At 63.5% G+C, this 23,189-nt stretch carries 20 protein-coding genes, 1 pseudogene and 1 riboswitch; of the genes and pseudogenes, 10 read left to right on the top strand and 11 right to left on the bottom strand.

Translation table 11 applies throughout. From position 1 onward, the window contains the following. Positions 1-13: 13 nt before the first annotated feature. Positions 14-472 (bottom strand): MerR family transcriptional regulator, encoded by a 459-nt coding sequence (locus BUB39_RS21195; protein ID WP_073057793.1) that lies wholly within the window; start codon positions 470-472, stop codon positions 14-16. A 343-nt stretch (positions 473-815) separates the two neighbouring features. Here BUB39_RS21195 and BUB39_RS21190 point away from each other — a divergent pair, with 343 nt between their 5' ends. From BUB39_RS21190 to BUB39_RS21175, 4 genes are all read left to right on the top strand, one after another. Continuing rightward, the gene (locus BUB39_RS21190) at positions 816-4,046 is read left to right on the top strand and encodes an SEL1-like repeat protein (RefSeq protein ID WP_139251571.1); all 3,231 of its coding nucleotides are present in this window, start codon (positions 816-818) and stop codon (positions 4,044-4,046) included. Positions 4,047-4,230: 184 nt separating this feature from the next. Next, complete coding sequence (locus BUB39_RS21185; RefSeq protein WP_073057790.1) at positions 4,231-5,160, top strand: sulfite exporter TauE/SafE family protein; 930 nt, start codon at positions 4,231-4,233, stop codon at positions 5,158-5,160. Further along, on the top strand, positions 5,157-5,927 hold the full coding sequence (locus tag BUB39_RS21180; protein ID WP_084527819.1) for a TIGR02186 family protein: 771 nt from the start codon (positions 5,157-5,159) through the stop codon (positions 5,925-5,927). Before BUB39_RS21185 ends, BUB39_RS21180 begins: the two co-directional genes overlap by 4 nt. 200 nt (positions 5,928-6,127) lie before the next feature. Next, positions 6,128-6,478, top strand: a complete 351-nt coding sequence (locus BUB39_RS21175; protein WP_073057788.1) for a hypothetical protein — start codon at positions 6,128-6,130, stop codon at positions 6,476-6,478. Between the two features lie 84 nt (positions 6,479-6,562). On the opposite strand, the gene BUB39_RS21170 is transcribed toward BUB39_RS21175, so the two are convergent. From BUB39_RS21170 to BUB39_RS21160, 3 genes are read right to left on the bottom strand one after another with little or no spacing between them, the layout of a single operon-like run. Further along, positions 6,563-6,835, bottom strand: a complete 273-nt coding sequence (locus tag BUB39_RS21170) for a DUF6460 domain-containing protein (protein ID WP_073057786.1) — start codon at positions 6,833-6,835, stop codon at positions 6,563-6,565. 31 nt (positions 6,836-6,866) lie between these two features. Continuing rightward, the gene (locus tag BUB39_RS21165; RefSeq protein ID WP_073057785.1) at positions 6,867-7,364 is read right to left on the bottom strand and encodes a GNAT family N-acetyltransferase; all 498 of its coding nucleotides are present in this window, start codon (positions 7,362-7,364) and stop codon (positions 6,867-6,869) included. A 32-nt stretch (positions 7,365-7,396) separates the two neighbouring features. Further along, the gene (locus BUB39_RS21160; RefSeq protein WP_073057784.1) at positions 7,397-9,022 is read right to left on the bottom strand and encodes a cisplatin damage response ATP-dependent DNA ligase; all 1,626 of its coding nucleotides are present in this window, start codon (positions 9,020-9,022) and stop codon (positions 7,397-7,399) included. A gap of 106 nt (positions 9,023-9,128) precedes the next feature. Continuing rightward, a riboswitch (FMN riboswitch) is annotated at positions 9,129-9,276 on the top strand. 87 nt (positions 9,277-9,363) lie between these two features. Here BUB39_RS21160 and BUB39_RS21155 point away from each other — a divergent pair. Further along, a complete protein-coding gene (locus BUB39_RS21155; protein WP_073057924.1) occupies positions 9,364-10,299 on the top strand; it encodes a DMT family transporter in 936 nt (311 codons plus the stop codon). Here the strand turns inward: BUB39_RS21155 and BUB39_RS21150 are convergent. Then, positions 10,278-11,297 carry a ligase-associated DNA damage response exonuclease gene (locus BUB39_RS21150; protein ID WP_073057923.1) on the bottom strand — a complete coding sequence of 340 codons (1,020 nt, stop codon included), beginning with the start codon at positions 11,295-11,297 and terminating at the stop codon, positions 10,278-10,280. The genes BUB39_RS21155 and BUB39_RS21150 overlap by 22 nt on opposite strands. Before the next feature lie 215 nt (positions 11,298-11,512). Between BUB39_RS21150 and BUB39_RS21145 the strand changes: the two genes are divergently transcribed. The 3 genes from BUB39_RS21145 to pdeM all read left to right on the top strand — a co-directional run bounded on the left by BUB39_RS21145 (position 11,513) and on the right by pdeM (position 16,239). Then, positions 11,513-12,865: a sensor domain-containing diguanylate cyclase gene (locus tag BUB39_RS21145; protein ID WP_073057781.1), complete on the top strand. Its 1,353-nt coding sequence runs from the start codon at positions 11,513-11,515 to the stop codon at positions 12,863-12,865. A 94-nt stretch (positions 12,866-12,959) separates the two neighbouring features. Continuing rightward, positions 12,960-15,473, top strand: a complete 2,514-nt coding sequence (locus BUB39_RS21140) for a ligase-associated DNA damage response DEXH box helicase (protein WP_084527831.1) — start codon at positions 12,960-12,962, stop codon at positions 15,471-15,473. A 31-nt stretch (positions 15,474-15,504) separates the two neighbouring features. Next, the gene (gene pdeM, locus BUB39_RS21135; RefSeq protein ID WP_073057777.1) at positions 15,505-16,239 is read left to right on the top strand and encodes a ligase-associated DNA damage response endonuclease PdeM; all 735 of its coding nucleotides are present in this window, start codon (positions 15,505-15,507) and stop codon (positions 16,237-16,239) included. A gap of 25 nt (positions 16,240-16,264) precedes the next feature. Here pdeM and BUB39_RS21130 read toward each other — a convergent pair whose 3' ends face one another. Both BUB39_RS21130 and BUB39_RS21125 read right to left on the bottom strand, forming a co-directional pair. Further along, the gene (locus BUB39_RS21130; protein WP_073057775.1) at positions 16,265-16,618 is read right to left on the bottom strand and encodes a DUF1428 domain-containing protein; all 354 of its coding nucleotides are present in this window, start codon (positions 16,616-16,618) and stop codon (positions 16,265-16,267) included. Positions 16,619-16,703: 85 nt separating this feature from the next. After that, complete coding sequence (locus BUB39_RS21125) at positions 16,704-17,150, bottom strand: ABC transporter ATP-binding protein (RefSeq protein ID WP_073057772.1); 447 nt, start codon at positions 17,148-17,150, stop codon at positions 16,704-16,706. A 162-nt stretch (positions 17,151-17,312) separates the two neighbouring features. Here BUB39_RS21125 and BUB39_RS21120 point away from each other — a divergent pair, with 162 nt between their 5' ends. Together BUB39_RS21120 and BUB39_RS21115 are read left to right on the top strand one after the other, a co-directional pair. Continuing rightward, positions 17,313-18,527: a tyrosine-type recombinase/integrase gene (locus BUB39_RS21120; protein WP_175561920.1), complete on the top strand. Its 1,215-nt coding sequence runs from the start codon at positions 17,313-17,315 to the stop codon at positions 18,525-18,527. Between the two features lie 344 nt (positions 18,528-18,871). Further along, positions 18,872-19,252, top strand: a pseudogene (locus BUB39_RS21115) (FAD-dependent oxidoreductase); the annotation flags it as partial. 431 nt (positions 19,253-19,683) lie between these two features. Here the strand turns inward: BUB39_RS21115 and BUB39_RS21110 are convergent. The 4 genes from BUB39_RS21110 to BUB39_RS25300 all read right to left on the bottom strand — a co-directional run bounded on the left by BUB39_RS21110 (position 19,684) and on the right by BUB39_RS25300 (position 23,092). After that, complete coding sequence (locus BUB39_RS21110; RefSeq protein ID WP_073057766.1) at positions 19,684-20,346, bottom strand: hypothetical protein; 663 nt, start codon at positions 20,344-20,346, stop codon at positions 19,684-19,686. 328 nt (positions 20,347-20,674) lie between these two features. Next, positions 20,675-21,337, bottom strand: coding sequence for a hypothetical protein (locus tag BUB39_RS21105; RefSeq protein WP_073057764.1), 663 nt, complete (start codon positions 21,335-21,337; stop codon positions 20,675-20,677). 260 nt (positions 21,338-21,597) lie between these two features. After that, complete coding sequence (locus BUB39_RS21100; RefSeq protein WP_073057762.1) at positions 21,598-21,804, bottom strand: helix-turn-helix transcriptional regulator; 207 nt, start codon at positions 21,802-21,804, stop codon at positions 21,598-21,600. 343 nt (positions 21,805-22,147) lie between these two features. Next, positions 22,148-23,092, bottom strand: coding sequence for a hypothetical protein (locus tag BUB39_RS25300; RefSeq protein ID WP_139251569.1), 945 nt, complete (start codon positions 23,090-23,092; stop codon positions 22,148-22,150). Between the last annotated feature and the right edge of the window lie 97 nt (positions 23,093-23,189).

Here is a 23,189-nt window from a genome sequence, read left to right as displayed (position 1 = left end):
GAAGAGACGGGCGTCAGCTGCCGCTCGTCTCTTTCTGCCGGATCAGACCATTGACGACGCTGACCGTGCGCCGCAATTCCTCGACCGCCCGTTCGATGTCGATCTTCTGCCGCTCGAGGATGGCGATCTGCTCGTTGAACTTGCCAAGCGCCAGGCGCATCTGCGGCACCTGACCGTCCTTGAGATCGTAGAGATCGAGCATCGCCTTGATCTCGGTCAGCGAGAAACCGACCTTCTTGCCCATCAATACCAGCTTGAGCCGTCCGCGGTCGCGGCGCGAATAGATCCGATTCGGGCCCTCGCGCCGTGGGCTGAGCAGTCCCTTGTCCTCATAGAAGCGGAGCGTCCTGAGCGTGACATCGAACTCGCGCGCAAGATCGCCGATCGTGAAGCTGGTCTGCCGGTTCCCGTCGGGGATCCCGGTTCCGTCCACATCGTCGCGTGCTATATCAGCCAACCGCGTCACGCTCATCGAATCCCTTTTTCCTGCCGTCACGCCGGACCAACTCTGCTTCCCAATCTCATCATCGCACGGCATCGTGGCAAGCCTGGGATGAACGCAATGCGCGTGGAATGCATGATCAGGCGCGCGGCAGCTGCCGAAGCCTGAACCGTCGTTAAGGGACCTTACTCGTCCCTCAAGACAGCGTCGGTCGATTAACGCGTTGTTTACCATGATTTGCCAATGCTCGGGCGAAGGCGATCGACCGCATCGTCGCCGCGTCGGCTCCCGGTTTCGCTGCCCGGGCCGAGGCGCGCCGACCAGATGACGAGGCGCGCGCCGCAGAGGCAGGCTCGGGGGTCGGGTGGCAATGATGACAGGTACGAGATCCGATTTCGGACCAGCGCGTTCGGCTGCGCAACCCGCTTATGCGGCGGGCGATGCAGGCGGCGCGCGCCGTGGTCCGAGTTCGGAGCGCATCGCGGCGCTTTCGGCGCTGGTTGAGAGCATTACCGAGCAGATCGATGCGATCGAGGGGGCCGCCCGTCGCGGTGCCAGCCAGCGAGCCGCCCCGCCTGTTCAGCCGCAGCGCCAGAGCTTCGCGCAGCTGCAGCCGGCCGAAGACTTCGTTCGACCGGAACCGTTGCGGGAGCTGCCTCCCCGCCAGGAGCTTCCGCGCCAGGAGCAGCCGCCGGTCGAGACGCCGCGCCCCGAGGGCGATCGTCTGGGCGAGATCGAAGCGCGACTTGCGGCGATCGCCGGCCAGATGGCCGCCGCGCAGGCTATTCCCGCTCCGAGCCCGGCACCACGCGTTGAACCTGTTCGCCCTGAACCGCCCCGCGCCGAAGCGCCCCCGGTGTTCCGCTCCGCCATCGCCGAGATCGCGGCCCGCCAGCAGGCCATCGACGGCGAGTCCGGGCGCCTTGCCGCCGTCGATTCGATTGCGATCGAAGATGCGATCACGGCGCTCCGCAGCGACATCGCGACGCTCGGCCGCCGGATCGGCACCGAGGCGCAGCGCAGCGAAGAGATGGACAAGGCGCTGCGCGCCGATTTCGCCGCGAGGCTCGAGACCATGCCGCGGGAAGGCGCCGGTCTCTTCGATGAATTGCGCCAGCATCTCGCCGATATCCGCCAGGCGATCGACGCCTCGGCGCGCGAGACGACCCTCGCCTCGATCGAGTTGGGTTATGGCCACGTCATCGAGCGACTAGACGACATCGTCCGCCGCGTACCGGAGCGCGGCCGCGTCGAGCAGCTTGCCGACGAGGTCGGCCGCCTCGGCGGCCTGATCGATCGCGCCCAGCCCTTCCGCTCCATGGAAGGCGAACTTGAGGACATCCGTAACGCGATTGCCTCGCTGGCCGCCACCCGCGTCGATACCGCTGCCGATCGCCAGATCGCGGAGCTTCGCCAGACGATCGAGCGGCTCGCTTCGATCCCGCATGGCACGGTCGATCTTGCACCGATCGAGCGGGAGCTTGCCGCCATCCGGCGTGAGGTCGACGGTTTCGCCAAGGGTACAGATCCGGTCCTGATGATCCGCCTTGAAAAGCAGGTCGCGGCGATCCACGGCATGCTCGAGGCCGTCGCATCGCGCGGGGCCATCGGCGGGGAGGCGGCGCTCAGCCGCCTGGAAGAACGCATCGATGCGCTTTCCGGCCGATTCGATGCGATCGTCGAGCTGCCGAGCCTGCAGCCCGCGGCCGCCACGTCGGCTGCGGCCATCGCCGCGATCGACGGCCTTCGCGGCGAGATCTCGGGTTTGCGTGAGCATATCGTCGAACGCGAGCCGGTTCGCTTCGACGCGATCGACCAGCAGATGCATGCGCTGATGCAGCGGCTCGACGCCGCGACCCGGCGCGACGACAACCAGACGCTTGCCCAGCTCGAGGCGCAAGTTGCCTCGCTCGCCGAGAAATTCTCCGGATCCGCCCCCGGCGCCGACGCGCTCTCCAAGGTCGAGGAAAATCTCGACCGCATGCAGTCGATCCTCGGCGACACGCGCCGCGAGACCATCGAGGCGGCCCGCGATGCTGCACGCTCGACGCTCAGCGAATTCGCCGGTCAGCTGTCGAGCTATCCAGATGAGGCGCTGATCCGCGCGCTGCGCGAGGATCTGCGCAACCTTCAGACGGCAGCGCTGCATTCCGACCGGCAGAACCACGACACGCTGGAAGCCGTGCACGACACGCTGGCGAAGGTCGTCGAGCGCATCACGCAGCTCGAAGCCGACGAGCATGGCCTGCAGCTTGAGCCTGCGCCGCGCCGCTATGCCGAGCTGCCGGAGGACCATCGCCCGCTCGCGCCGGGGTCGGGCAAGCCCGATCTCAGCCTGCGCTCCGAGTTCTTTCCCGCCGAAGAGCCGCGCTCTGACGCATCGGCCCGCCCGGGTGACCGGAAGGCGGATTTTATTGCCGCGGCCCGGCGCGCCGCGCAGGCCGCGCAGGCCGAAACCGCAAAGGTCGGCAAGGCCGAGCGCAAGGCCGCGCTGGAGGAAAGCGCCGAGGCCGAGTCGCGGCCGGGGCCGCTCGCGCGCATTGGCCAGGTGTTCCGCTCACGCCGGCGCCCGATCATGCTGGCGATCGCCGCTGTCGTGCTCGCGCTTGGCGCAGTCCAGTACGGCCCTTCCGTCGGCGAGCGCATCGCCAGACTGACCGGCGATGCCGCCATAGACCCGATGCCGACGGCATCCGTGCCGGTCAAGCCAGCGCGTCCTGCTGTTGCCTCGGTGCCCACCGCCGCGCCCGCTGCCGCCGCCCCCACGCAGACCGTGGATCCCTCGGCGCTCGCCGCCAAGCCCAACCTCGTGGCACCAGCCTCCGACGCAGCGCTCGCCTTCGAGCCCGCCAGCGCTATGGCAAGCCCGATGAGCGCCGTGCCGGCTGTCGCCGTCGCGCCGGCGCCCGAGCCGGTTCCGGCGCTCAACGTTGCGTTGGTCAAGCGGGATGCGAATGCCGGTGACGTGGTCGCCGCCTTCGAACTCGGCAAGCAGTATGCTGAGGGCCTCGGCGTTCGCCAGGATGTTCAGCTTGCGGCGCAATGGTATGCCCGCGCGGCGAAGGGCGGCCTCGCCATCGCCCAGTATCGTCTGGGCAGCCTCTATGAACGCGGCGAGGGCGTGAAGCGCGATCCCGCCGAGGCCGAGGCCTGGTATCGCAAGGCGAGCGCGCAGGGCAATGCGCGCGCCGTGCACAATCTGGGTGTCATGATCAGCGAAGGCGCCACGGGCGCGCCCGACTACACGGCTGCGGCGCAGCTCTTCGTCGAAGCCGCCAATCTCGGCGTCGCCGACAGCCAGTATAATCTCGGCGTGCTCTATGCCCGCGGACTTGGCCTCGGCGTCGACCTGATGCAGTCCTACAAATGGTTTGCTCTCGCAGCCGCGCAGGGGGACACCGATGCCGGCAAGCGCCGTGACGAGGTTGCCAACGCGCTGAAGCCTGCCGAGCTTGCCAGCGCGCGCGCCGCCGTGCAGGCCTTCACGCCGCGGCCGCAAAACGCTGCAGCCAATGCTGAGCCGGTGCCGAAGGCGGAATGGATGCAGACGGCTTCAACGGCTGCACCGCTTGCCGGGGCGAACCTGACCGACGGCAAGGGCTGAGCACGACGAAAGTTGGCTGCGGGCGCGTTGCGCCGGCGGCCTCGGCAAGACGTTACATCGGAGGGCCTTTCCCGCGGCGCGTTCGCGTTGACAGGCGGCGGGTCAGCTTGTTTATCGGGCGGAGCGGCGGTCCCGCCCTGAGAGGCCTCTCCCGGGCTTCCAAGACCGCCAGCGGTCAGGCGTCGTGCAGATCTATCTCCCCATCGCCGAACTGCCGGTCAACATGTTCCTCATCTTCGGCATGGGGGCAGCCGTCGGCTTTCTGTCGGGGTTGTTCGGGGTCGGCGGTGGCTTCCTGCTCACTCCTCTGCTGATCTTCTCGGGCATCTCGCCGGCGGTGGCGGTGGCGAGCACGACCGCGCAGGTCGTCGCCTCGTCCTTCTCGGCCTCGCTTACTTATTGGCGGCGCAAGCTGATCGACTTTAAGCTGGCCGGCGTTCTGGTCGTTGCCGGTATCGTCGGCTCGACGATCGGCGTCGCCATCTTCACGCTGCTGCGCCGGACCGGCCAGCTCGATCTCATCATCTCCATCTGCTACGTGACCTTTCTTGGCCTCGTCGGCGGACTGATGCTGTGGGAATCTGTCCGCTCGATCATCAACACGCGGCGCGGCCGCCCGGCGCCGCTCCGCCGGCCGGGCCAGCATGGCTGGATGCACGGCCTGCCGTTCAAGATGCGCTTCAAGCGCTCCAAGCTCTATGTCAGCATCATCCCGATCCTCGCCATCGGCGTCGGGATCGGCATTCTCGGCTCGATGCTCGGCATCGGTGGCGGCTTTATCCTCGTGCCGGCCCTGATCTATATCCTGCGCGTCCCGACCAGCATTGTGGTCGGCACATCGCTGATCCAGATGATCGGCACGATGGCGGTGGCAACGCTGCTCCAGTCCGGCAACAACCATTCCGTCGATGGCGTGCTGGCACTCATCCTGATGGTCGGCGGCGTCATCGGCGCGCAATTCGGCGCCCGGCTCGGCGCTCGTGTCGGCGGCGAGCAGCTTCGTGCCATGCTGGCGCTGCTGGTGCTGGCGGTCGGCATCCGCTTTCTCGTCAATCTCGTGTCGACACCGGACGAGCTGTTTTCGCTGGCAACCCTCGCCGGGGATGCCAGGTGAACGCGGCGTTCCGCCTCGCTCTGCTCGCCGGCATGCTGGTGCTTGCGCTTCGGCAGTCGTCCGCGGAGCAACTGGTCGTCGCGCTCTCGACCGACCATGTGAAGATCTCGTCGAGCTTCACCGGCACCGGCGTCACGGTCTTCGGAGCAATCGAGCGCGATGCCGGGACCATATCGCGTGGCGGCGTCTATGACATCGTCGTCGTGGTGCGAGGCCCGGACGAAACCCTCGTCACCCGCCGCAAGGAACGCGTCGCCGGCATCTGGCTCAACCGGGCCGCGCGCACCTTCCTCGACATGCCGTCCTTCTATGCGGTGCATTCCTCGCGGCCGCTCAACGACATCGCGCCCGCCGAAACGCTGACGCGCTACCAGATCGGCTTCGACTATCTCGCCTTCCGCGCGAGGGAAGGTCGCCCCGAGCCGGGCGACGAAGCCTTTCGCGATGCCTTCGTCCGGCTGAAGCGAGAGGCGGGGCTTTATAGAGACGCGCCCTATGGCGTGACGTTTCCCGGTTCAGCGGTCTTCCAGACCACGGTCGACGTGCCGGCCAATGTGCCGGTCGGCACCTATCGCGTCTCGGTCTTCCTGTTCCGCGACAGTGCCATGCTGGCAGCCAACAGCGCCGCCTTCGGCATCGCCAAGACCGGCTTCGAGCAGTTCACCTTCGATCTCGCCCGTCGCAACGGCTATTTCTACGGCCTGATCTGCATCGCACTGGCGCTTCTGACCGGCTGGCTGGCCGGCGTTCTCTTCCGTCGCGACTGAAGCCGAAAACCAACGCTCTCCTGCGCGCTTCGCCCCAAGATCTGGCCTCGGGCCATCCAGATTTCGCCGACACATCTTGTGCTCCGAAGTTGAACGGAGGGAGAGTGGGACGTGTCCGGGCGCGGAAGGAAAACGCGGGCGGGGCGCGACAATCATGGAAGGTGAAAACGCACGCGATGTGGAAACGGGTCGAAACACTCATGACGACGATGGCGCTGACGCTGGCCCTCGTGGCAGTCGCGGCTGCCACGGGCAAATTTGCGACCAAGGCGGAATTCCTCGGCGCAGTGGCCGGCAAGTCGCTGACGACGACGACCAAATCGGGCAAGCCCTTCAACGCCGTCTATGAGGCAGGTGGCTCGGGCATCTTCACTCTCGGCAGCAACAAGGCGGCCGCGTTCAAGTGGACGTTCAAGGGCGACACGCTCTGCTCGGTGTTCAAGACGATGAATTTCACCGAATGTAACAAAGTCGAGATCGCCGGGCCTACCGTGGTCCGGTTCATCGATGCGAAGAGCGGCCGGCTCAACAACACCTATTCCGTCCACTGACGATGTTCGGAGGAGGGACGTCAGGCGAAATCGATCTGTCGGCGGCCTTCCTCGACAAGCGCGGATCGCCGCTCCGACCCGGCCTCAGCTTTTGCCGCGGCCGAGGTTGAGCAGGCGGATGACGATCCAGACGGGTATGACGATCACGGCGCCCAGCAGGAAGTAATTCCAGATCCAGCCGATGGCGCCGAACCCCATGTTCCAGATCCGCCGCACGAAGGCTTCGAGCCGGGCGAGGATGTCATAGGGCGAGATGCCGAGCGCCGACAGGACGATGCCGACGACGAGCGACAGGACAATGAGGCGGAGCAGCACCTGTGCCGGCGAACCACCCATGAAGCGTTGCAGCCCGTTCATCACTTTCTCCGCTGGCCCGAATCGCTCCCGATCATAGCGTGAGCTGGTAGAACTTGCTGTCGACGGCGAGGCGCGGGAACGAGCCGGGCAGGTCCTTGGGAACGATCTCGGCAAAGCCGTTCTTCTCATAGAAGCGATGCGCCGCGAGGAAGCGATCCGTTGTGCCGAGAATGATCCGGCGAAGGCGGTGCTCCTGAGCATGCGCGACCAAATGGCCGAGCAACCGACGCGCCGTGCCGTCGCCGCGATGAGCGGGCGAGACGAACATCTTGCGGAGGGCCGCATCGCCCTCGCCGATATCGTAGAGGCCGATCGTGCCGACGACACCGCCTGGCGCGATCGCGACCCAGAAGCCGCCGGTGCCGCGCTGATAGAAGGCTGGAATGTCGCGCAGGTCGCCCTGTTCCTCATAGGTGATCGCTATGCCGAATTCCTCCTGCTGGATCGGCACGATGAGGCGGGCGACACCGTCGGTGTCGCCGGGCGCGAAGGGGCGGATGGCGGGAGGGCTGTCGGCGGTGGAGATCATCGCGGTCTTGGTGCGCCCGGCTCCATACCTTGTCAATCGGCAGCAGAAAGCAGCGCCTCCAGCGTCTCGATGCGGTCCGCCTCGCGTGGCGGCTTGTCCCAGCGGAGCCGCGCGACGCGGGGAAAGCGCATCGCGACCCCGGACTTGTGCCGCGTCGAGCGGTTGAGACCCTCGAAGGCGACTTCCAGCACCAGCCCGCGATCGGCTTCGTGGACGACTTCGCGCACCGGGCCGAACCGGTTGGTGGTGTTGCGGCGCACGAAGCGGTCAATCTCGGCCAATTCGTCGTCGGTGAAGCCGAAATAGGCCTTGCCGACCGGGACCAGCTCCGTCCCTTCGGCACCCGATTTCCAGACCCCGAACGTATAGTCGGAATAAAAGGACGAGCGCTTGCCATGGCCGCGCTGCGCATACATCAGCACGGCGTCCACTGTGTAGGGATCGCGCTTCCATTTGAACCACGGCCCCTTCGGACGGCCGGGCTCATAGACCGAATCCCAGCGCTTCAGCATCAGCCCCTCGATGATCGCGGCCGGCGGCGCGCTCCGCTTCTCCATCAGCGCCTCGGCGTCGTCATAGGGAATGAGCGGCGAGAGATCGATGCGCTTGGCAAGCGACGTCGCCACGAGACGTTCGAGCCGCTCACGCCGCGTCCGGAAGGGAAGGGCACGGATATCTTCGCCCTGGTCGACGAGGCAGTCATAGGCGCGGATGAAGGCGGGATGGCTGATGACGAGCTTGCCGGAGACACTCTTGCGGTTCAGCCGCTGCTGCAGCTCCGAGAAGCTCCCGGCATTGATGATCTCGCCGTCGAGCCGGCCGACCAGCAGCTCGCCATCGATAGCCCCCTCGATATCGAGCCCGTCGAGGACATCGGGAAACGCGTCCCCGATATCCTCGCCCGTTCGCGTGTAGAGGCGCTTGACGCCGTGATCCGAGACGGCCTGCACCCGGATACCGTCCCATTTCCATTCCGCCGCATAGGCATCCGGCGTGATCCGTGGAAGGTCGCCCTCGTCGAGTGGCTGCGCCAGCATCACCGGGCGGAAAGGCGCCCGCGCCGAGGAGATCGGCTTCTCCGCTTTTCCGTCGAGCCAGGCGAACAGTTCCAGATAAGGTGGGCGCAACCCGTGCCAGAGTTCCTCGATCTCGTTGACCTCATGGCCGCCAAGATCGGCGAGGGACTGCTTGGTGAGCCGCGCCGAGACGCCGATCCGCAAGCCCCCGGTGACCAACTTCAGCAAGGCCCAGCGTCCCGTGGCATCGAGCATGTCGAGAAAGCCGGCCACCCGCCGGGGACCTTCGCTGCGCGAGGATGCAGCGATCGTTTCGACGATCGCTGACAACGAGGGCGGCGCTGGCCTGGGGCCGGTTGCCGGCGATGCCGTCACGCCCCAGACCAGCGCGATCGTCTCGGCGAGATCGCCGACATAGTCATAGGAATAGGCGAAGAGCACCGGGTCGATCCGCTCAGCGACCAGCGCGCGCAGCATGGCCGGCTTCACCGCCGGAAGGTCAAGCTCGCCCGTCAGCGCCGCGAGCGCGAAGCCGCGATCGGGATCCGGCGTCGCGCGGAAATAGTCGGTCAGGAGCTTGAGCTTCGCATTGCGCGAAGGCGTCAGGATCAAGCGATCAAGCAGGGCGGCGAAGTCTTCCATGCTGCATTAGGTATGGTTTTGCGCGCCGCTGAAAAGGCGGAGCATCGACGTTCTTGCGGTCAGCGTCCGCAGAAACTAAGTCTTGGCTGTCCGATCGATGATCGGACCTCGTTCTCAGGGCGGGGTGAAATTCCCCACCGGCGGTAGGCAGGCATCGTCTGCAAGCCCGCGAGCGCCCTCCCGTCAGGGGAGGGGTCAGCAGATTCGGTCCAATTCCGAAGCCGACGGTATAGTCCGGATGGAAGAGAACAAGCGCCATGCATGCGATCCTGCCTTGCGGCCGGGGCGTGCGCGTTCGCTTTTGCCCTGATTTCGTGTTGTCCAACATTTCGAGGATCAACATGAGTCAGACCACACTCACAGCTTCTCCCGCTCTTCCCGCGCCTGTCGCGGGTGCGGCTTTCATGGTCGCCGCCGGCGTCGCCTTCGCCGGCGTCAACACGCTGGAGCAGATTGCGACGACACGGCTCGGCATTCCGGCGCCGACCGCCGCCTTCCTGCAATATGCCGTGGCGCTTCTCGCCGTCTTGCCTTGGGCCGTGCGGCGTGGCCTGCCATCGCTCTCGACGCGCCGGCCCTGGCTGCAGGCGTTGCGCGTCCTGCTCGCGGCGCTCGGCGTCCAGGCCTGGGTGGCCGGCCTTGCCCATGGCGTGCCAATCGGACAGGCCGTCGCGCTCGTCATGACATCGCCCTTCGTCGTGACGCTCGGTGCGGCATTGCTGCTCGGCGAGCGTGTCTCGATCGAGCGCTGGCTGGCGGTCACGATCGGCTTCGCCGGCGGGCTCATCATCCTCGATCCGTTCGCGGAAACCTTCACGGCGGCGAGCCTCTATCCGCTCGCCGCATCCGTGCTCTGGGCCGGCGTCTCGCTGGTGCAGAAGCGGCTGCTCGTCGAAGACAGCCCGGAAGCTGTCGCAGCGTGGTTGTTGCTGCTGCTGGCGCCGGTCAACCTGGTGCTAGCACTGCCGTCCGGCCTCGTGCTGCCGACCGCCGATGGCTGGATTGCGATCATCGCCGTCGGTGTGCTGACGGCAGCGGCGCAGGCGTTTCTTGCCCTCGCTTATTCAAGGGCCGACGCCGCCTATGTCCAGCCTTTCGATCACGTGAAGCTGCCGCTCAACATCATCGCCGGCTGGCTGGTGTTCGGCTGGCTGCCGACCGCGCAGCTCTGGATCGGCGCCGCGCTGATCATCGGGGCGTCACTGTTCCTGCTCTGGCGCGAGAGCCGGGCGCCGGAAGCCGGCCGCGCAACGGGTCAGTCGCCTTCGTCCTCGTAGCCGACAAGGTGCAGCGGGCGGGCGCGGATGCCCGCCAGCTCGCACCAGCGCACCAGCGCCTCTTCACGGCCATGCGTCACCCAGACCTCGCCGGGTTCGATCTCGGCGATGGTTGCCGTCAGTTCGTCCCAGTCGCAGTGATCGGAAATGATCAACGGCAGCTCGACCCCGCGCTGCTTGGCGCGCTGTCGGATCATCATCCATCCCGAGGCGAAGCAGGGAACCGGATCCGGGAACCGCCGCGCCCAGCGGTCGGCGAAGGCCGAGGGCGGGCCGACGACGACCGCGCCGGCAAAAGCCGCGCTTTCGCCGCGCCGCGCGCTTTCGAGCGTTGCCGGGGCCAGCGGGCCGAGATCGATCCCTTCGGACTCGTAGAGCGTGCAAAGCCGCTCCAATGCGCCATGGATATAGATCGTCTCGCCATAGCCTTCCTCGCGCAGGCGCTTGATGACCCGCTGCGCCTTCCCGAGCGCATAGGCGCCGACAAGATGGGCACGCTCCGGAAACGCTGCCAGCGAGGCGAGCAGCTTGCCGATTTCTTCGCCGTCGTCAGGATGGCGGAACACCGGAAGTCCGAACGTCGCCTCGGTGATGAAGACGTCGCACGCGACGGGTTCGAACGGCGCGCAGGTCGGGTCGCGCCGCCGCTTGTAATCACCCGACACCACAATGCGGCAGCCTTGCGCCTCGACGGCGATCTGCGCTGACCCGAGCACATGGCCGGCCGGATGAAACGAGACTGTGACGTCGCCGATTTTCATCCGCTCACCGGGGACCGCCACCTGCTGCTGGCCAGCGAAGTCCTCGCCATAGCGCACGGCCATGATCGCAAGCGTCTCGCGGGTCGCGAGCACGGCGCCATGGCCGGAACGAGCATGGTCGGCATGACCATGCGTGATCAGCGCCCGCGCCACCGGCCGGATCGGATCGACATGAAATCCGCCGAGCGGACACCACAGCCCGTCCGGTCCGGGCGCGAGAAGGTCTTCGGGGCGGATCATGCGGGATAGATAGGGTCTCGACGGGTTGTGGAAAGGAGGCAGCTGCGGGCGTCGCGGCGGATTCATTCCATGGCCGTGAAATTGCATAAAGATCTTCGGCTCTCGATACTTGCTGAAAAGCGGACACGTTGTAGAAGTGGGCCCAATCAAAACGGCGCGTGCCGTTGCCTGCTGCACTTTGCAACCCATGCCCAAGGAGCCAGCCGCAGCCGATGAACACAGCGGAGTGGGCAACGCGGCAGGCCGGCGCCCTAAAGGCCGAAGGCGAGGCGGAGAAGGCGTCCTCCGAGATCGACTGCTTCTATGACACGCTCTGCCATATGGCGCGGCGACTGTTCGGCGTAGGCGCCGTCGCTGTGCGGCCCGGGGTGGAAGACAGCTGCCGGGTTGGCCTTGCTGAGCACATTGATGCGGCTGCGGCGGCGCCTGCAATCCGGTCGGCGATGGCCCTTCTGTCAGCGGCGGACGAGGCGGTAGAGCCATCGAACTCCAGAGAAGCCGGCAGCCTCTCGCTGATCGCGAGCAGCACCTTCGGTGACGACGGGCGTCTGGCGCTGTTCGATGCCGCACGCGGGCGCCTCGACATCGAGGAACGTCAGCATTTGCAGGATCTCGCCCGCCTCGCCGAGGGGCTGTGGCGCCTTGAGAGGCGAGCACGCGAGGCTGCGCTCCAAGGGGAGCACTTCCGCCTCCTGGCCGACACATCGACCGATACCATCATCCGCGGCAATCTCGATGGCATTCGGCTCTATGTGTCGCCGGCGATCCGGGAATTGCTGGGTTATGAGCCGGAGGAACTGGTCGGCCGGCGCGCGATCGATATCACCCATGCCGACGATGTCCCGACCTTTGGCCGATTGATGGGAAAGGTGCGCGCCGGCGATCTCGACGTCGGCCGGGTCGAACAGCGCATGCTGCATAAGGATGGTTCATGGTGCTGGATCGAGGCTCATATCCGGTTGACGCAGGACAAGCGAACCGGTGAGCCTGACGGCTATGTCGTGTCTGTTCGTGGGATCGACGAGCGGAAGGCGATCGAGGCGCGCCTTGAGCTGCTCGCGAACCGTGATGAGCTGACCGGTCTGCCCAACCGCAAACTCTTTCGCGAAAGACTGCTTGCCGGCCTCTCAAAGGTGGGTTCTGGAGAGCGACGCTTCGCGCTCTGGTGGATCGATATCGACCGCTTCAAGGACATTAACGACAGTCTCGGCCATCAGGCGGGCGATGCGGTCCTGCGGGAGGCCGCCTTGCGCTTCGAGGCCGTGGCGCGGCCTGGCGATATCGTGGCGCGTCTCGGAGGAGACGAATTCGCCCTGATCGGCGCGGTCGGGCCGGACGATGCCGAAGCGGCAGCACTCGCAGAGCAACTGATCGAGGCTATGCGGGTGCCAGTCGCCGCGGGTGACCACACGATCGAGGTCGGGCTAAGCATCGGCATCGCTTGTGCACCGGATTGCGGGCTCGATCCCGACGAGCTTCTCGCGGCTGCTGACAAGGCGCTTTATCAGGCAAAGTCGGCGGGACGGCGTACCTATCGCTTCTGCCAGAAGCTCGCGGCGCGCTGACTGGAGCTTTCACTCGCCGCGGCTCGACTTCGTGGGGGATCGGCCCTACCTCTTGCCGGTGAGCACAGCCGCCGATCTTCTCCCGAAGCCGTTCATGGAGTGGTTTGCGCAGCGCGGCTGGTCCCCGCGGCCGCATCAGATCGCGCTGCTCGAAAAGGCGGAACAGGGGCGTTCGGCTCTGCTGATCGCGCCGACCGGCGCCGGCAAGACCCTGGCGGGGTTCCTGCCGAGCCTCGTCGATCTCGCCCGACGTCCGAAGACGACGCGCCGCCCCGGCATCAACACCCTCTATATCTCGCCACTGAAGGCTCTGGCCGTCGACATCGCCCGCAATCTCGAGACGCCAGTAGCCGGGCTGCGGCTCGATATTTCAGTCGAAACGCGCACCGGTGACACGCCGGCCCACAAACGCCAGCGTCAGAAGCTGGCCCCACCCGACATCCTGCTGACAACGCCAGAGCAACTCGCGCTGCTGCTCTCCAATCCCGATGCCGGCCGCTTCTTCGATACGCTTGAGACCGTCGTTCTGGACGAATTGCATTCGCTGGTGACGGCCAAGCGCGGGGATCTGCTATCGCTCGGCCTCGCCCGGCTCAGGCAATTGCGCCCGGGCCTGCGTGTCGTCGGGCTTTCGGCAACCGTGGCCGAACCCGACGATCTCAGGCGCTGGCTGATGCCGCAATCGGTGGGCGCGCCGCCGAACCTTGCCGATCTCGTTATCGTCAAGGGCGGCGCCAAGCCCGACGTCACCATCCTGCCGACCGAGAACCGCATCCCCTGGGCCGGCCATTCCGCCGTTCATTCGATGGACGCCATCTACGAAGCCATCAAGGCGAGCCGCATGGTGCTGGTCTTCGTCAATACACGCAGCCAAGCCGAGCGCATCTTCCAGGAACTCTGGCGGATCAACGAAGATGCGCTGCCGATCGCGCTGCATCACGGCTCCCTCGATGTCGGCCAGCGCCGGCGCGTCGAGGCGGCGATGGCGGCGTCGAGCCTGCGCTGCGTCGTCTGCACCTCGACGCTCGATCTCGGGATCGACTGGGGCGATGTCGATCTCGTCGTGAATGTCGGCGCGCCCAAGGGCGCAAGCCGGCTCGCCCAGCGCATCGGCCGCGCCAATCACCGGATGGACGAGCCCTCCCGCGCCGTCCTCGTGCCTGCCAATCGTTTCGAGGTCATGGAATGCACCGTGGCGTTGGAGGCGAGCCTGACGGGCGCGCAGGACACGCCGCGGCTCCGGACCGGCGCGCTCGACGTGCTGGCGCAGCATGTGCTTGGCATGGCCTGCTCGGCGCCCTTCTCGGCCGAGGCGCTGTTCGCTGAAGTGACCTCCGCTGCGCCCTATGCGGGCCTCGATCGCGAAAGCTTCGACCGCGTCGTCGATTTCGTGGCGACAGGGGGCTATGCGCTCAAGAGCTATGAGCGTTTTGCGAAAATCCGGGCGGGCAAGGACGGGCTCTGGCGGATCACCCATCCCGCCATCGCGCAGCAATATCGCCTGAATGTCGGCACCATCGTCGAGGCGCCCTTGATGAAGGTTCGCCTTGCCTCACGCAAAAACGGCGGCCCCGTCGGCATGGGCGGCCGCGTTCTCGGCGAGGTCGAGGAATATTTTGCCGAGCAACTCGCGCCGGGCGACACCTTCCTGTTCGCCGGCCTCGTGGTGAAGCTCGAAGGCATTCGCGACAATGTCGTCGTCGTCTCGCGCACGCATGATGAGGCGCCGAAAGTTCCCTCCTATAACGGCGGCAAGTTTCCGCTCTCGACCTATCTTGCCGATGGCGTCCGCCGCCTGCTGGCCGATGAAAGCAGTTGGACGCGCTTGCCGGATCAGGTATCCGACTGGCTGCGGATCCAGAAGGAAGCTTCGGTCCTGCCGGGCGCCAATCAATTGCTGGTCGAGACGTTTCCGCGGGGCAATCGCTTCTACATGGTCGCCTATCCCTTCGAAGGGCGGCTGGCGCATCAGACGCTTGGCATGCTGCTGACGCGGAGGCTGGAGCGCGCGAAGCTGAGGCCGCTCGGCTTCGTCGCCTCCGACTATGCGCTCGCCATCTGGAGCCTCGGCGACATGGGCGCGGCGTTCGCCAGAAAGAAGCCGGCGCTCGGCGATCTTTTCGCGCCGGACATGCTGGGCGACGATCTCGATGCGTGGCTGGCCGAGAGCTACCTCCTGAAGCGCAGCTTCCGCGCCTGCGCACTGATCTCGGGCCTGATCGAGCGGCGGCATCCCGGCAAGGAGAAGTCCGGACGTCAGGTCACGATTTCGACCGATCTCATCTACGACGTCCTGCGCAGCCACGAGCCAGATCACATCCTGCTGCGTGCAACCTGGGCAGACGCTGCGACCGGGCTTCTGGACGTCGCCCGGCTCTCCGACATGCTCATGCGCGTCGAGGGCTCCATCCTGCACCAGCGCCTGGAGCACATTTCGCCACTCGCGGTGCCCGTCATGCTCGACATCGGCAAGGAAAGCGTCGCCGGGTCTGCCGCCGAGGAGATCATCCGCGAGAACGTAGATGACCTCGTTCGCGAGGCGATGGGCGACGCATTTGCCGATGCCAGCGGCATGGGGGGCTTGCCGACGGGAATCCCGCGCCCCTAGGATGGGACGAGAACGAAACACGAATCGGCGCATGATCTTCAACCAGCACGCCCTGAAAGTGCCCGCGGCCGAGCCCCGGCCGGCCGAGTGGACGATTGCCGGCACGCGCCTGACGCTGACGGTCGAGGGCGGATTGCATCTGGCCGAAGCGTCGACGCTGGTGGTGGCGGATCTCCATCTCGAAAAGGCGTCGGCCTTTGCGGCGCGCGGGCAGATGCTGCCGCCCTATGACACGGCCGCGACGCTGAAGCGGCTCGCTGCGCTCATCCACCGCCTGAGGCCGGCGCGGGTCATCGCGCTCGGCGACAGCTTTCACGATCGCGGCGCGGGCGCGCGCCTCGCAGAGGGCGACCGCGCCACGCTGACGGCGCTCACCGCGCTGACGGAATGGATCTGGATCGCCGGCAATCACGATCCGGAGCCGCCAAACGGCCTCGGCGGCTGGGCGACGAGCGAGCTTTCGATCGGTTCGCTGACCTTTCGCCATGAGCCCCGCCCGGGCCGCGCGGTCGGAGAGGTCGCCGGCCATCTGCACCCCTCCGCCCGGGTCGTCGGGCGTGGGCGCTCCGTGCGGCGGCGCTGCTTTGCGGCCAATGGCGAGCGGTTGATCATGCCGGCCTTCGGCGCGTTGGCCGGCGGGCTCAACGTGCTCGACAGGGCCTTCCATCCGCTTTTCGAGGGCCGCGCCTTTCACGCCTTCATGCTGGGTGTCGACGTGCATCCCGTCGCCGGCCAGAGGCTGGTCGGCGAGGAACGGACGGCCTAGAGCGGCTCGGGGACGCCGCGCCTGATCAGCTCTCGATCATGACGTTGAACCCGCCATAGATCATCCGCTTGCCGTCGAAGGGCATGTTCTCCATGAGTGCCTTGACGCGTTCGTCAGCCATGACTTTGGCATTGACGGCGTCGCGATGAGCGCGGTCGCGATAAGTAATCCATGAGAAGACGACGATTTCATCTTCCTTCGCCTGCACGGCACGGGGAAACGATGTCAGTTCCCCCATGGGCACGTCGTCGCCGAGGCATTCGACGTAGCTGAGGGCGCCGTGCTCCCTCCAGACCTCATTGGCGGTTGATGCCATCTTCTTGTACGCTTCGAGATGTGCCTTCGGCACAGCGATAACAAAGCCGTCGACATAGGTCATTTGATCCTCCTGGTTCTTCGGTCTCCTCCAAGGACGGACGACACGCGGATATTCCGACAAAGGCGATGCGCTTTTGCGCGACCGCTCAAGCCGCCGCGCGGGTACGCCGCTTTTCGCGGCCGACATGCCGCGTCTTCGCCCAGTGATGCGGCGCCAGCAACAGCTGGAAAACGGCGCGGTAGCAGGCGATGGCAAGCAACAGCCAATAGGCCGGCAGATAGAGGAGGGCGCTGGACGGCCGCTTCTGCCTGCGCAGGCGATAGGTCTGCCGCGACAACACCACGAAGACCAGATAGGCGGCGACGAAATTGGTGACGTTGAGGCCCGTGACCACCGACAGCAGCGGGCTGTCGGCCCGCCAAAGCCGCGCAGGATCAAACAGCATCGCCAGCGCCGTGGCGATATAGAGCGGGTGCACCGCCGCCGCGATCAGCGAGCCGATCGACGTCAGCATGAAGCCGATGAAGCGCTTCGTCCCGATCTCGCGCCACAGCCGGCGTGGCTCACGCAGATGGACCAAAACCGTCTGCATCCAACACTTCAGCTTGCATCCAGCCAAACTCGAAAGTGCACAATTAATGGCAGAAAACCGCCGATAATTGCGCACCAACGGTCGGAGAGGTGTGGCACAGTTTGGTAAGATCCGATAAATTTGTTGCGACACGGTTGCGACGGAAAACGGGAGGACGACTCCGTGGTAAGTGGATCAGGCGCTACTAAATCGGGAATAGCATTGACCGCGCGATCAGTTGAGGCGCTCCATCCGGAGAAAGCCCCATATCGTGTGCCCGATATCCGATGCCCTGGTTTGGCCATCCGTGTCGCGACTTCCGGCGTAAAAACGTGGGATATGAGCTACCGTATCAAAGGCGGTCAGGTCAGACGGCGTTCTTTGGGCCGATTCCCCGAAGTTGGTTTAGCCGAGGCTCGCGAGCGCGCCAACGATCTCGCCGCAGCGGCCAGGGGCGGTCGCGATCTAGTCGGCGAGGAGGATGCGGCCCAAGTTCTGATGGCCGCACGGCCCACGATCGCAGAACTGATCGAACGCTATTGTCACAGGCGTGTCAGAGGGAGACTTCGCACTGCCGTCGAAATCGAACGTCGGCTGAAGAGGGCTCTCCTGCCTGTCCTTACTAGGTACGCGGATGATCTCCGTCGCCGGGATCTTCGTGAATTGCTGGATGCTGTCGCAGACGCCGGTATGACTAGAGAGGCCGAGGCCCGACGACAGTCTATCAGCACAATGTTTCGCTGGGCTATTTCCGTTGACCTCATCGAGACCAATCCGATCTGGGGGCTTCCCACCTACGATGCCGGCCAGGCTCGTAGCCGGGTGCTCAGTGCGGACGAAGTTAGGACAGCCTGGCATTGGTTCGCCTCCTCTAACATGCTCCCTAGCCATGTGGCCGCACTTAGGTTGCAGCTGTGCATTGGTGCTCGAATTGGCGAGATCGGAGGCATGGCTCGTTCCGAAATCGACTCAAATTGGGTTTGGCACCTGCCTGCCGAGCGATCGAAGAATGGCTCTCCCAGAGCTACTCCACTTGATGGTCTTGCCAAAGATATTGTGATGGAGCGGCTCAACTACTCCACCTCAGAGCTTCTTTTTGAAAGCGAGCGGGGCGCTGCCGCCACCGCCTCGCAGATTGGCGGAGCAATTATCAAGCGCCGAAAGGATTGTCCTATTGAAAGTTTTGCTACTCACGATCTTCGGAGAACTGCGGCGACCTCAATGGCGGAACTCGGTATTTCTCTTGAAACTATTGCAACTATAGTGGGGCACTCGGCTGGAAATGCTGCCACGCATACGCTTTTGAAGCATTACATTCATACACAGAGTATTAAAATAAAGAGAGACGCTTTGGATATATGGAATTCCAAGCTCAGAGAGATAATTAGAGCGTCATGATTGGCAAGTCAGTCGATACAGCCGACGCTGACATTCCCGGAAACGGATATCGCAGACCGACCGCCGGCGGTCGTGGTGGCGCCAACTGGCGAAATTCAAACCGAGCCCGGAAAGCGGTCGTTCAGGGCTGTCTGTGGTTGCGGTGCGCCGCACCATCTTCGGGCACTTCCATCAGCAGTCGTTGATAGGATGGTGGGGCTAGTCGGGAGCCTGAGAGGTTGAGCTATAAGCTTCCTCGATGAGCGCCGCTGATATTCGGCGCAGACAGAAAGCGCTGTTTCTTCTTTCTGCTTGCGACACGATAGTCAGAGCGTCGCTTCAGAATGGATCCCAATGTCTGCCTCAGCTACTACATCCGCCCTTTGGGACGGCCGGTGATTGAGGCCTTCTGCGGCGGCACGGGTGCGGTCCTCATCGAACGCGCCGGCCCTGTGGAGGGGTTTGCGTTTGCCGTGGACGAGTTGTCAGCCCTTCTGGGCAGCAATATCCGTCGCCACCTAAGTCCGTTCGTAGCCTCGTCCTGGTGTGGCACCGAGTGGATCGGCAGCTCCTACAGCCACGCGCTGCCAGGCCACGCCGACGCCCGCCAGATACTGGCATAACCCATTGATGACAGACTATTCTTTGCAGGTGAAGCGACGCACCGGTCCGACTTCTCGACGGCGCATGGCGCCTGGGAAAGCGGCCTAAGAGCAGCCGAGCGGGTCATAGAGCGAACAATCTAAACAGTTCGGGATGGCAGTATCTGACTCTGCGCGACCCGGTACAGCCTATGCTGGGCCTGCCTACGACATCCAAGCGATCGCGACCTCGCCGACGGGGTTCTTGAGCGGAGCTGACGGATTGGTGGCGGCTTCGAACACCGCCGCCGCAACGTCGGCGCGTGCGTGACCAGTCCCGTGTCTCCGCGGACTCTGACCTGGGTCGACTGGTTCAGCGTCACCGACTGCTAGAGCCCTTCGTCAATATTCCGCCGGCCGAAGCCGAGGAATACTACTATGCAATGCTGGGCGAGCCTGCCATCGCGGCGTGGCCCAAACAAAAACGCCTCCGATGAAGCCGGGCCGGCTCCGACTGGCTAGCCGGTCGACAAACGCCAACTCTGCTTTTCTGATTCAAGTACAATCCAAACCGACGGCTGGCTCGCAGGGTCGTCTTAGAACTCTATTTGACAGTCCGGATCAATCTCGCGAGCGCGTTGCGTGGCAACGGCCCGAGCCGATTTGAGGATTTTGGCCCCGATTCCTCCCGCAAGTGCCAACTGAGGCTTTCTGAGATCGCCATAGACACCGAGCAAGGTTCCGAGCTGGGGTCCCCAGAGCCGCTCCCGGTGATGGTGATGAGTCTCGCGACCGAGCGGCGCTCGCACGGGGTTGGTGACGTATCGGCAGCGAGTGTCTTTGGCGCTGTAATCGATCCAACCCTTCAGATCAAAGATATCCACGAGCTTGTGCCCAGGCGCCCCCATAAAGCCACTGCCCCATCCCTTGAGCCGCGCCTTGATCTCAGCCTTTGTGCCCCACGCGACTCCATGGAGGTGATAGCAAAGCGTTTGCTGTCTTCCTCGGGACGTTCGATGGATCGCGACATCGACAAGGAGGAGGTACGAGAGGCCCTCTAAGGCTGCACTGACATCGCTCTCCATCGCAACGAGCATGTCCTCAAGTACTGGTGGCCGAGATGCCCCTTCGAGAGCGAAGGACCACTGTTCCGAGTAAAGGGTTATGGCGATCGTGGGCAATGAAGAGCGCTCTTGCTCGAAGGCCTTCATCAATGCGCGGCGCCACAAACCACCCGCCCAAGGGTTCAACGCGCGCATTTCGTGCGCTCTCAACTTCGAGAACTCGGCGACAGCGAATCGGCGACGGCCGATGCCACGATTGTTCAGTCTTGATGCGGCCTTGCCAATTCGCGTGTACTGGGTATATCTATTCGGTATTACGAAGGGTCCAGGCATTATATATGTGGCTCCAATAATTTACAGTCGTCGATCTATAGTACGAGTCATCGATAAAAAGCACATATGAACAGCGCAAATGTAGTTTACAGTATTGTCGTCAAGTGTTGGTTACATACGAATGAGCGATGAGATCGTGTAGCGGGCATATCGACTCCAATATATGCGAGGGATATGCCCGCTCCGCCAGCTATTCTCTTACGCGGGCGACCTTCTCGGCATCGAAAATCACGCGCTTGTTCTTCGTGCCATTACGTCGAACAAAAAGCTTTACGAGCTCTCCATCGCGCGATTTGATGACCTTCTGATAGAGCTCCAGAGGTACTGTGATGCCAAGTACGTGGCTGGTGGCAGCCGCTGATGCGTCGTCCTGCGCATCAGCGGCTTGGCTGCTCTGCCGCGCCTTAGCCGCCTTACGAATGAGCCGTTCGATCCCGCCTTTGAGAGCTTTCTGCACTTCCGCCGGTGAGGAGTCCTCTTCTAAGAACGGTGTGACGGCGCTGGCGTACTTGTAAGCGCGCTTCCGTTCGCTCACGGTTTTCGCGCGTTTCACAAAGATCATTACCGCTCGAGAGATGTTCTCGACGGTTGGCTTCGTGGATTTCATCTTGGTCTTCGAATGCACCCAGTAGGGGTTGCTTAAGAAGTCCTCCCACAGAACGGTGTCGGCGATATAGGCTTGCGCGATAAAAAAGGACTTGAGCACAAGGCGGCTCCTGGTTGCGCGTGACGTGTCGCGCAGATCGGCGAACTCACCCTGGCACGCTTCCGCTGCGGCCAACGGATCGTTGTCGATTTGCTTTTTCAGGAGCTTGACGTCGATGTGACGTGGGGTTTTGCTTTTTGAAGACATGCATTCTCCCAAGTCGCGTTACGCGACTTTCGATGGTTGACATTGATTGTGCTCTGCGCCACCAGCTTTGCTGGTAGGGCGTTCGGAACGGAAGCACTCCGGGTGCATCGGTATATTCGCGGAGGGCAGGCAGACGCCTACCGCACCGCCGGCACCGTTTAGTGGTGCCGCCGACGCTCCCGTTGCATTCCCTGGCGTCGGCCGCGAGTTCGCGCGAATCGGCTTCAGTCTCGGTTTCGCATCGGGCCGACTCTTTGGGCCTAGCTGCCGAGAAGCCGCTCTATATCACCCAGGCGCCATACGGCGATCCTCGGCCCTAGTTTGATAGGCTTCGGATATCGACCGTCTTTGATGCCGGCGAGCCAGGTGCTCCTTGCAATGGGAAGTATCCCATTCGGTTTCACAATATCGCTCAGTCGAAGCAGTCGCTCGTTCGCGATCGGCGATCTCCTTGTGTCGGTGTGCATCGCACCCTCCGTTTGTTGACGGGACGGAAGATGCGGGTGTCAGAATCGATCGAATAGTGGTGACGATTTAAGCGACGCTTCGATTCAATTTACACGCGCTCGGACTTAAGCGCACCGGCAATGAAAGTGAGCGTTCTGCGGTTATAAATTTCCGAGGTCGGTTCGATCGTATTTTGAATCAGCTCGCGGAAGCGCAATTTACCCACAATGCGATCTAATAGAAAGCCGGCGTACGAGTCGGTTTCCGCGCCGCTGATGGGGCGCTTCAATGGAGGGCGATTTCGAAAGACGTAGGTTTACACGGAAGGTGCGGGATAGCGGCTTCGGGAGGCCCACATATCGGCTACTTCTTGACCGCTAAGAGGATAGCCTTCAGGAACGTCGCTCTCTGGTCCTCCGACAGCTTTGCCAAATTTTTCTTTGGTCTACCTGCGTCGTGAAATTTGTGTGACGTTAGATCATGCCGGATTCGTTTGATCTCAGCGTCAGCTATTGGCGGACGGCCGCTTAATGCGACTGCATCGGCAATCAAATTAGTTAGCTCGTCTTTCCGCGGATAACACGAAGTAGCCGAACTAGACTGTTCGATTGCCTCGGCAATTGCTCGTTCCTTACCGGAGCCTAAGTATCGTGCTCGTTGCGGTTCCGGCTGGCCGGTGCCTTGCCGCCTGGATTGTAGCCAACGTTCGAAGCTGGCTTGCTCTATGAAAATTGGACACCACAGACGATTGCTGCGCATAACCCCCAGAGCAAATTGAACCGTCTTGGCCCTCGTTCCGGACAGTAGAGCCCTCGGATAGGGAGAAAATTCCGAAGGCGTCTTATGATAGATTGCGATAACTTGCTCAGATTCAATGGCCTCTTTGAGGGCCCTACGCGCAGCGCGAAACTGCTTCACAGCCTCGGTTGTGGATGGTCCCGCCGGGATCTCTTCAGAAGTGATCTTATATAAAGTCCCCATTACGGTGGTTGTAATGGAGTATTTCAAAACTCTCTGTGTTTTCGTCAAGATGATCGGCATGTACCTAAATGCCTTTTGCGTTCCCCATGTTTCGAAATCGTTTCGTCCTATTTGATCGAGCGCTTGCGGGACTGTTAGGTGTTTGGACGGCGCCGTCACGCCGGCCAGGTGCTTGTAGACTAAGCGACGATGCTTTTTTGGCGCTATTTCGACAGTAAGAGTACCGTCGTCGCCCTGTGCGGCGAAATTATCAACCTGAGTGGTTTTAACATCCGAATCCGATGACTGTCCGATCGGACCAGAATCAATGTAGTGATGTATCGGCAAGACAAGTTCCTTGATTCGAGTTGCTGATGCTGAGGAATCTTATGGCAAAGCGACCCGAGAGTTCCAGTGATGGGAATGGCTACATCGAATTTTGGTA

The sequence above is a fragment of the Kaistia soli DSM 19436 genome (assembly GCF_900129325.1).
In the GTDB taxonomy this organism is placed as follows: domain Bacteria; phylum Pseudomonadota; class Alphaproteobacteria; order Rhizobiales; family Kaistiaceae; genus Kaistia; species Kaistia soli.
This window is presented reverse-complemented; position numbering and strand designations above follow the sequence as displayed.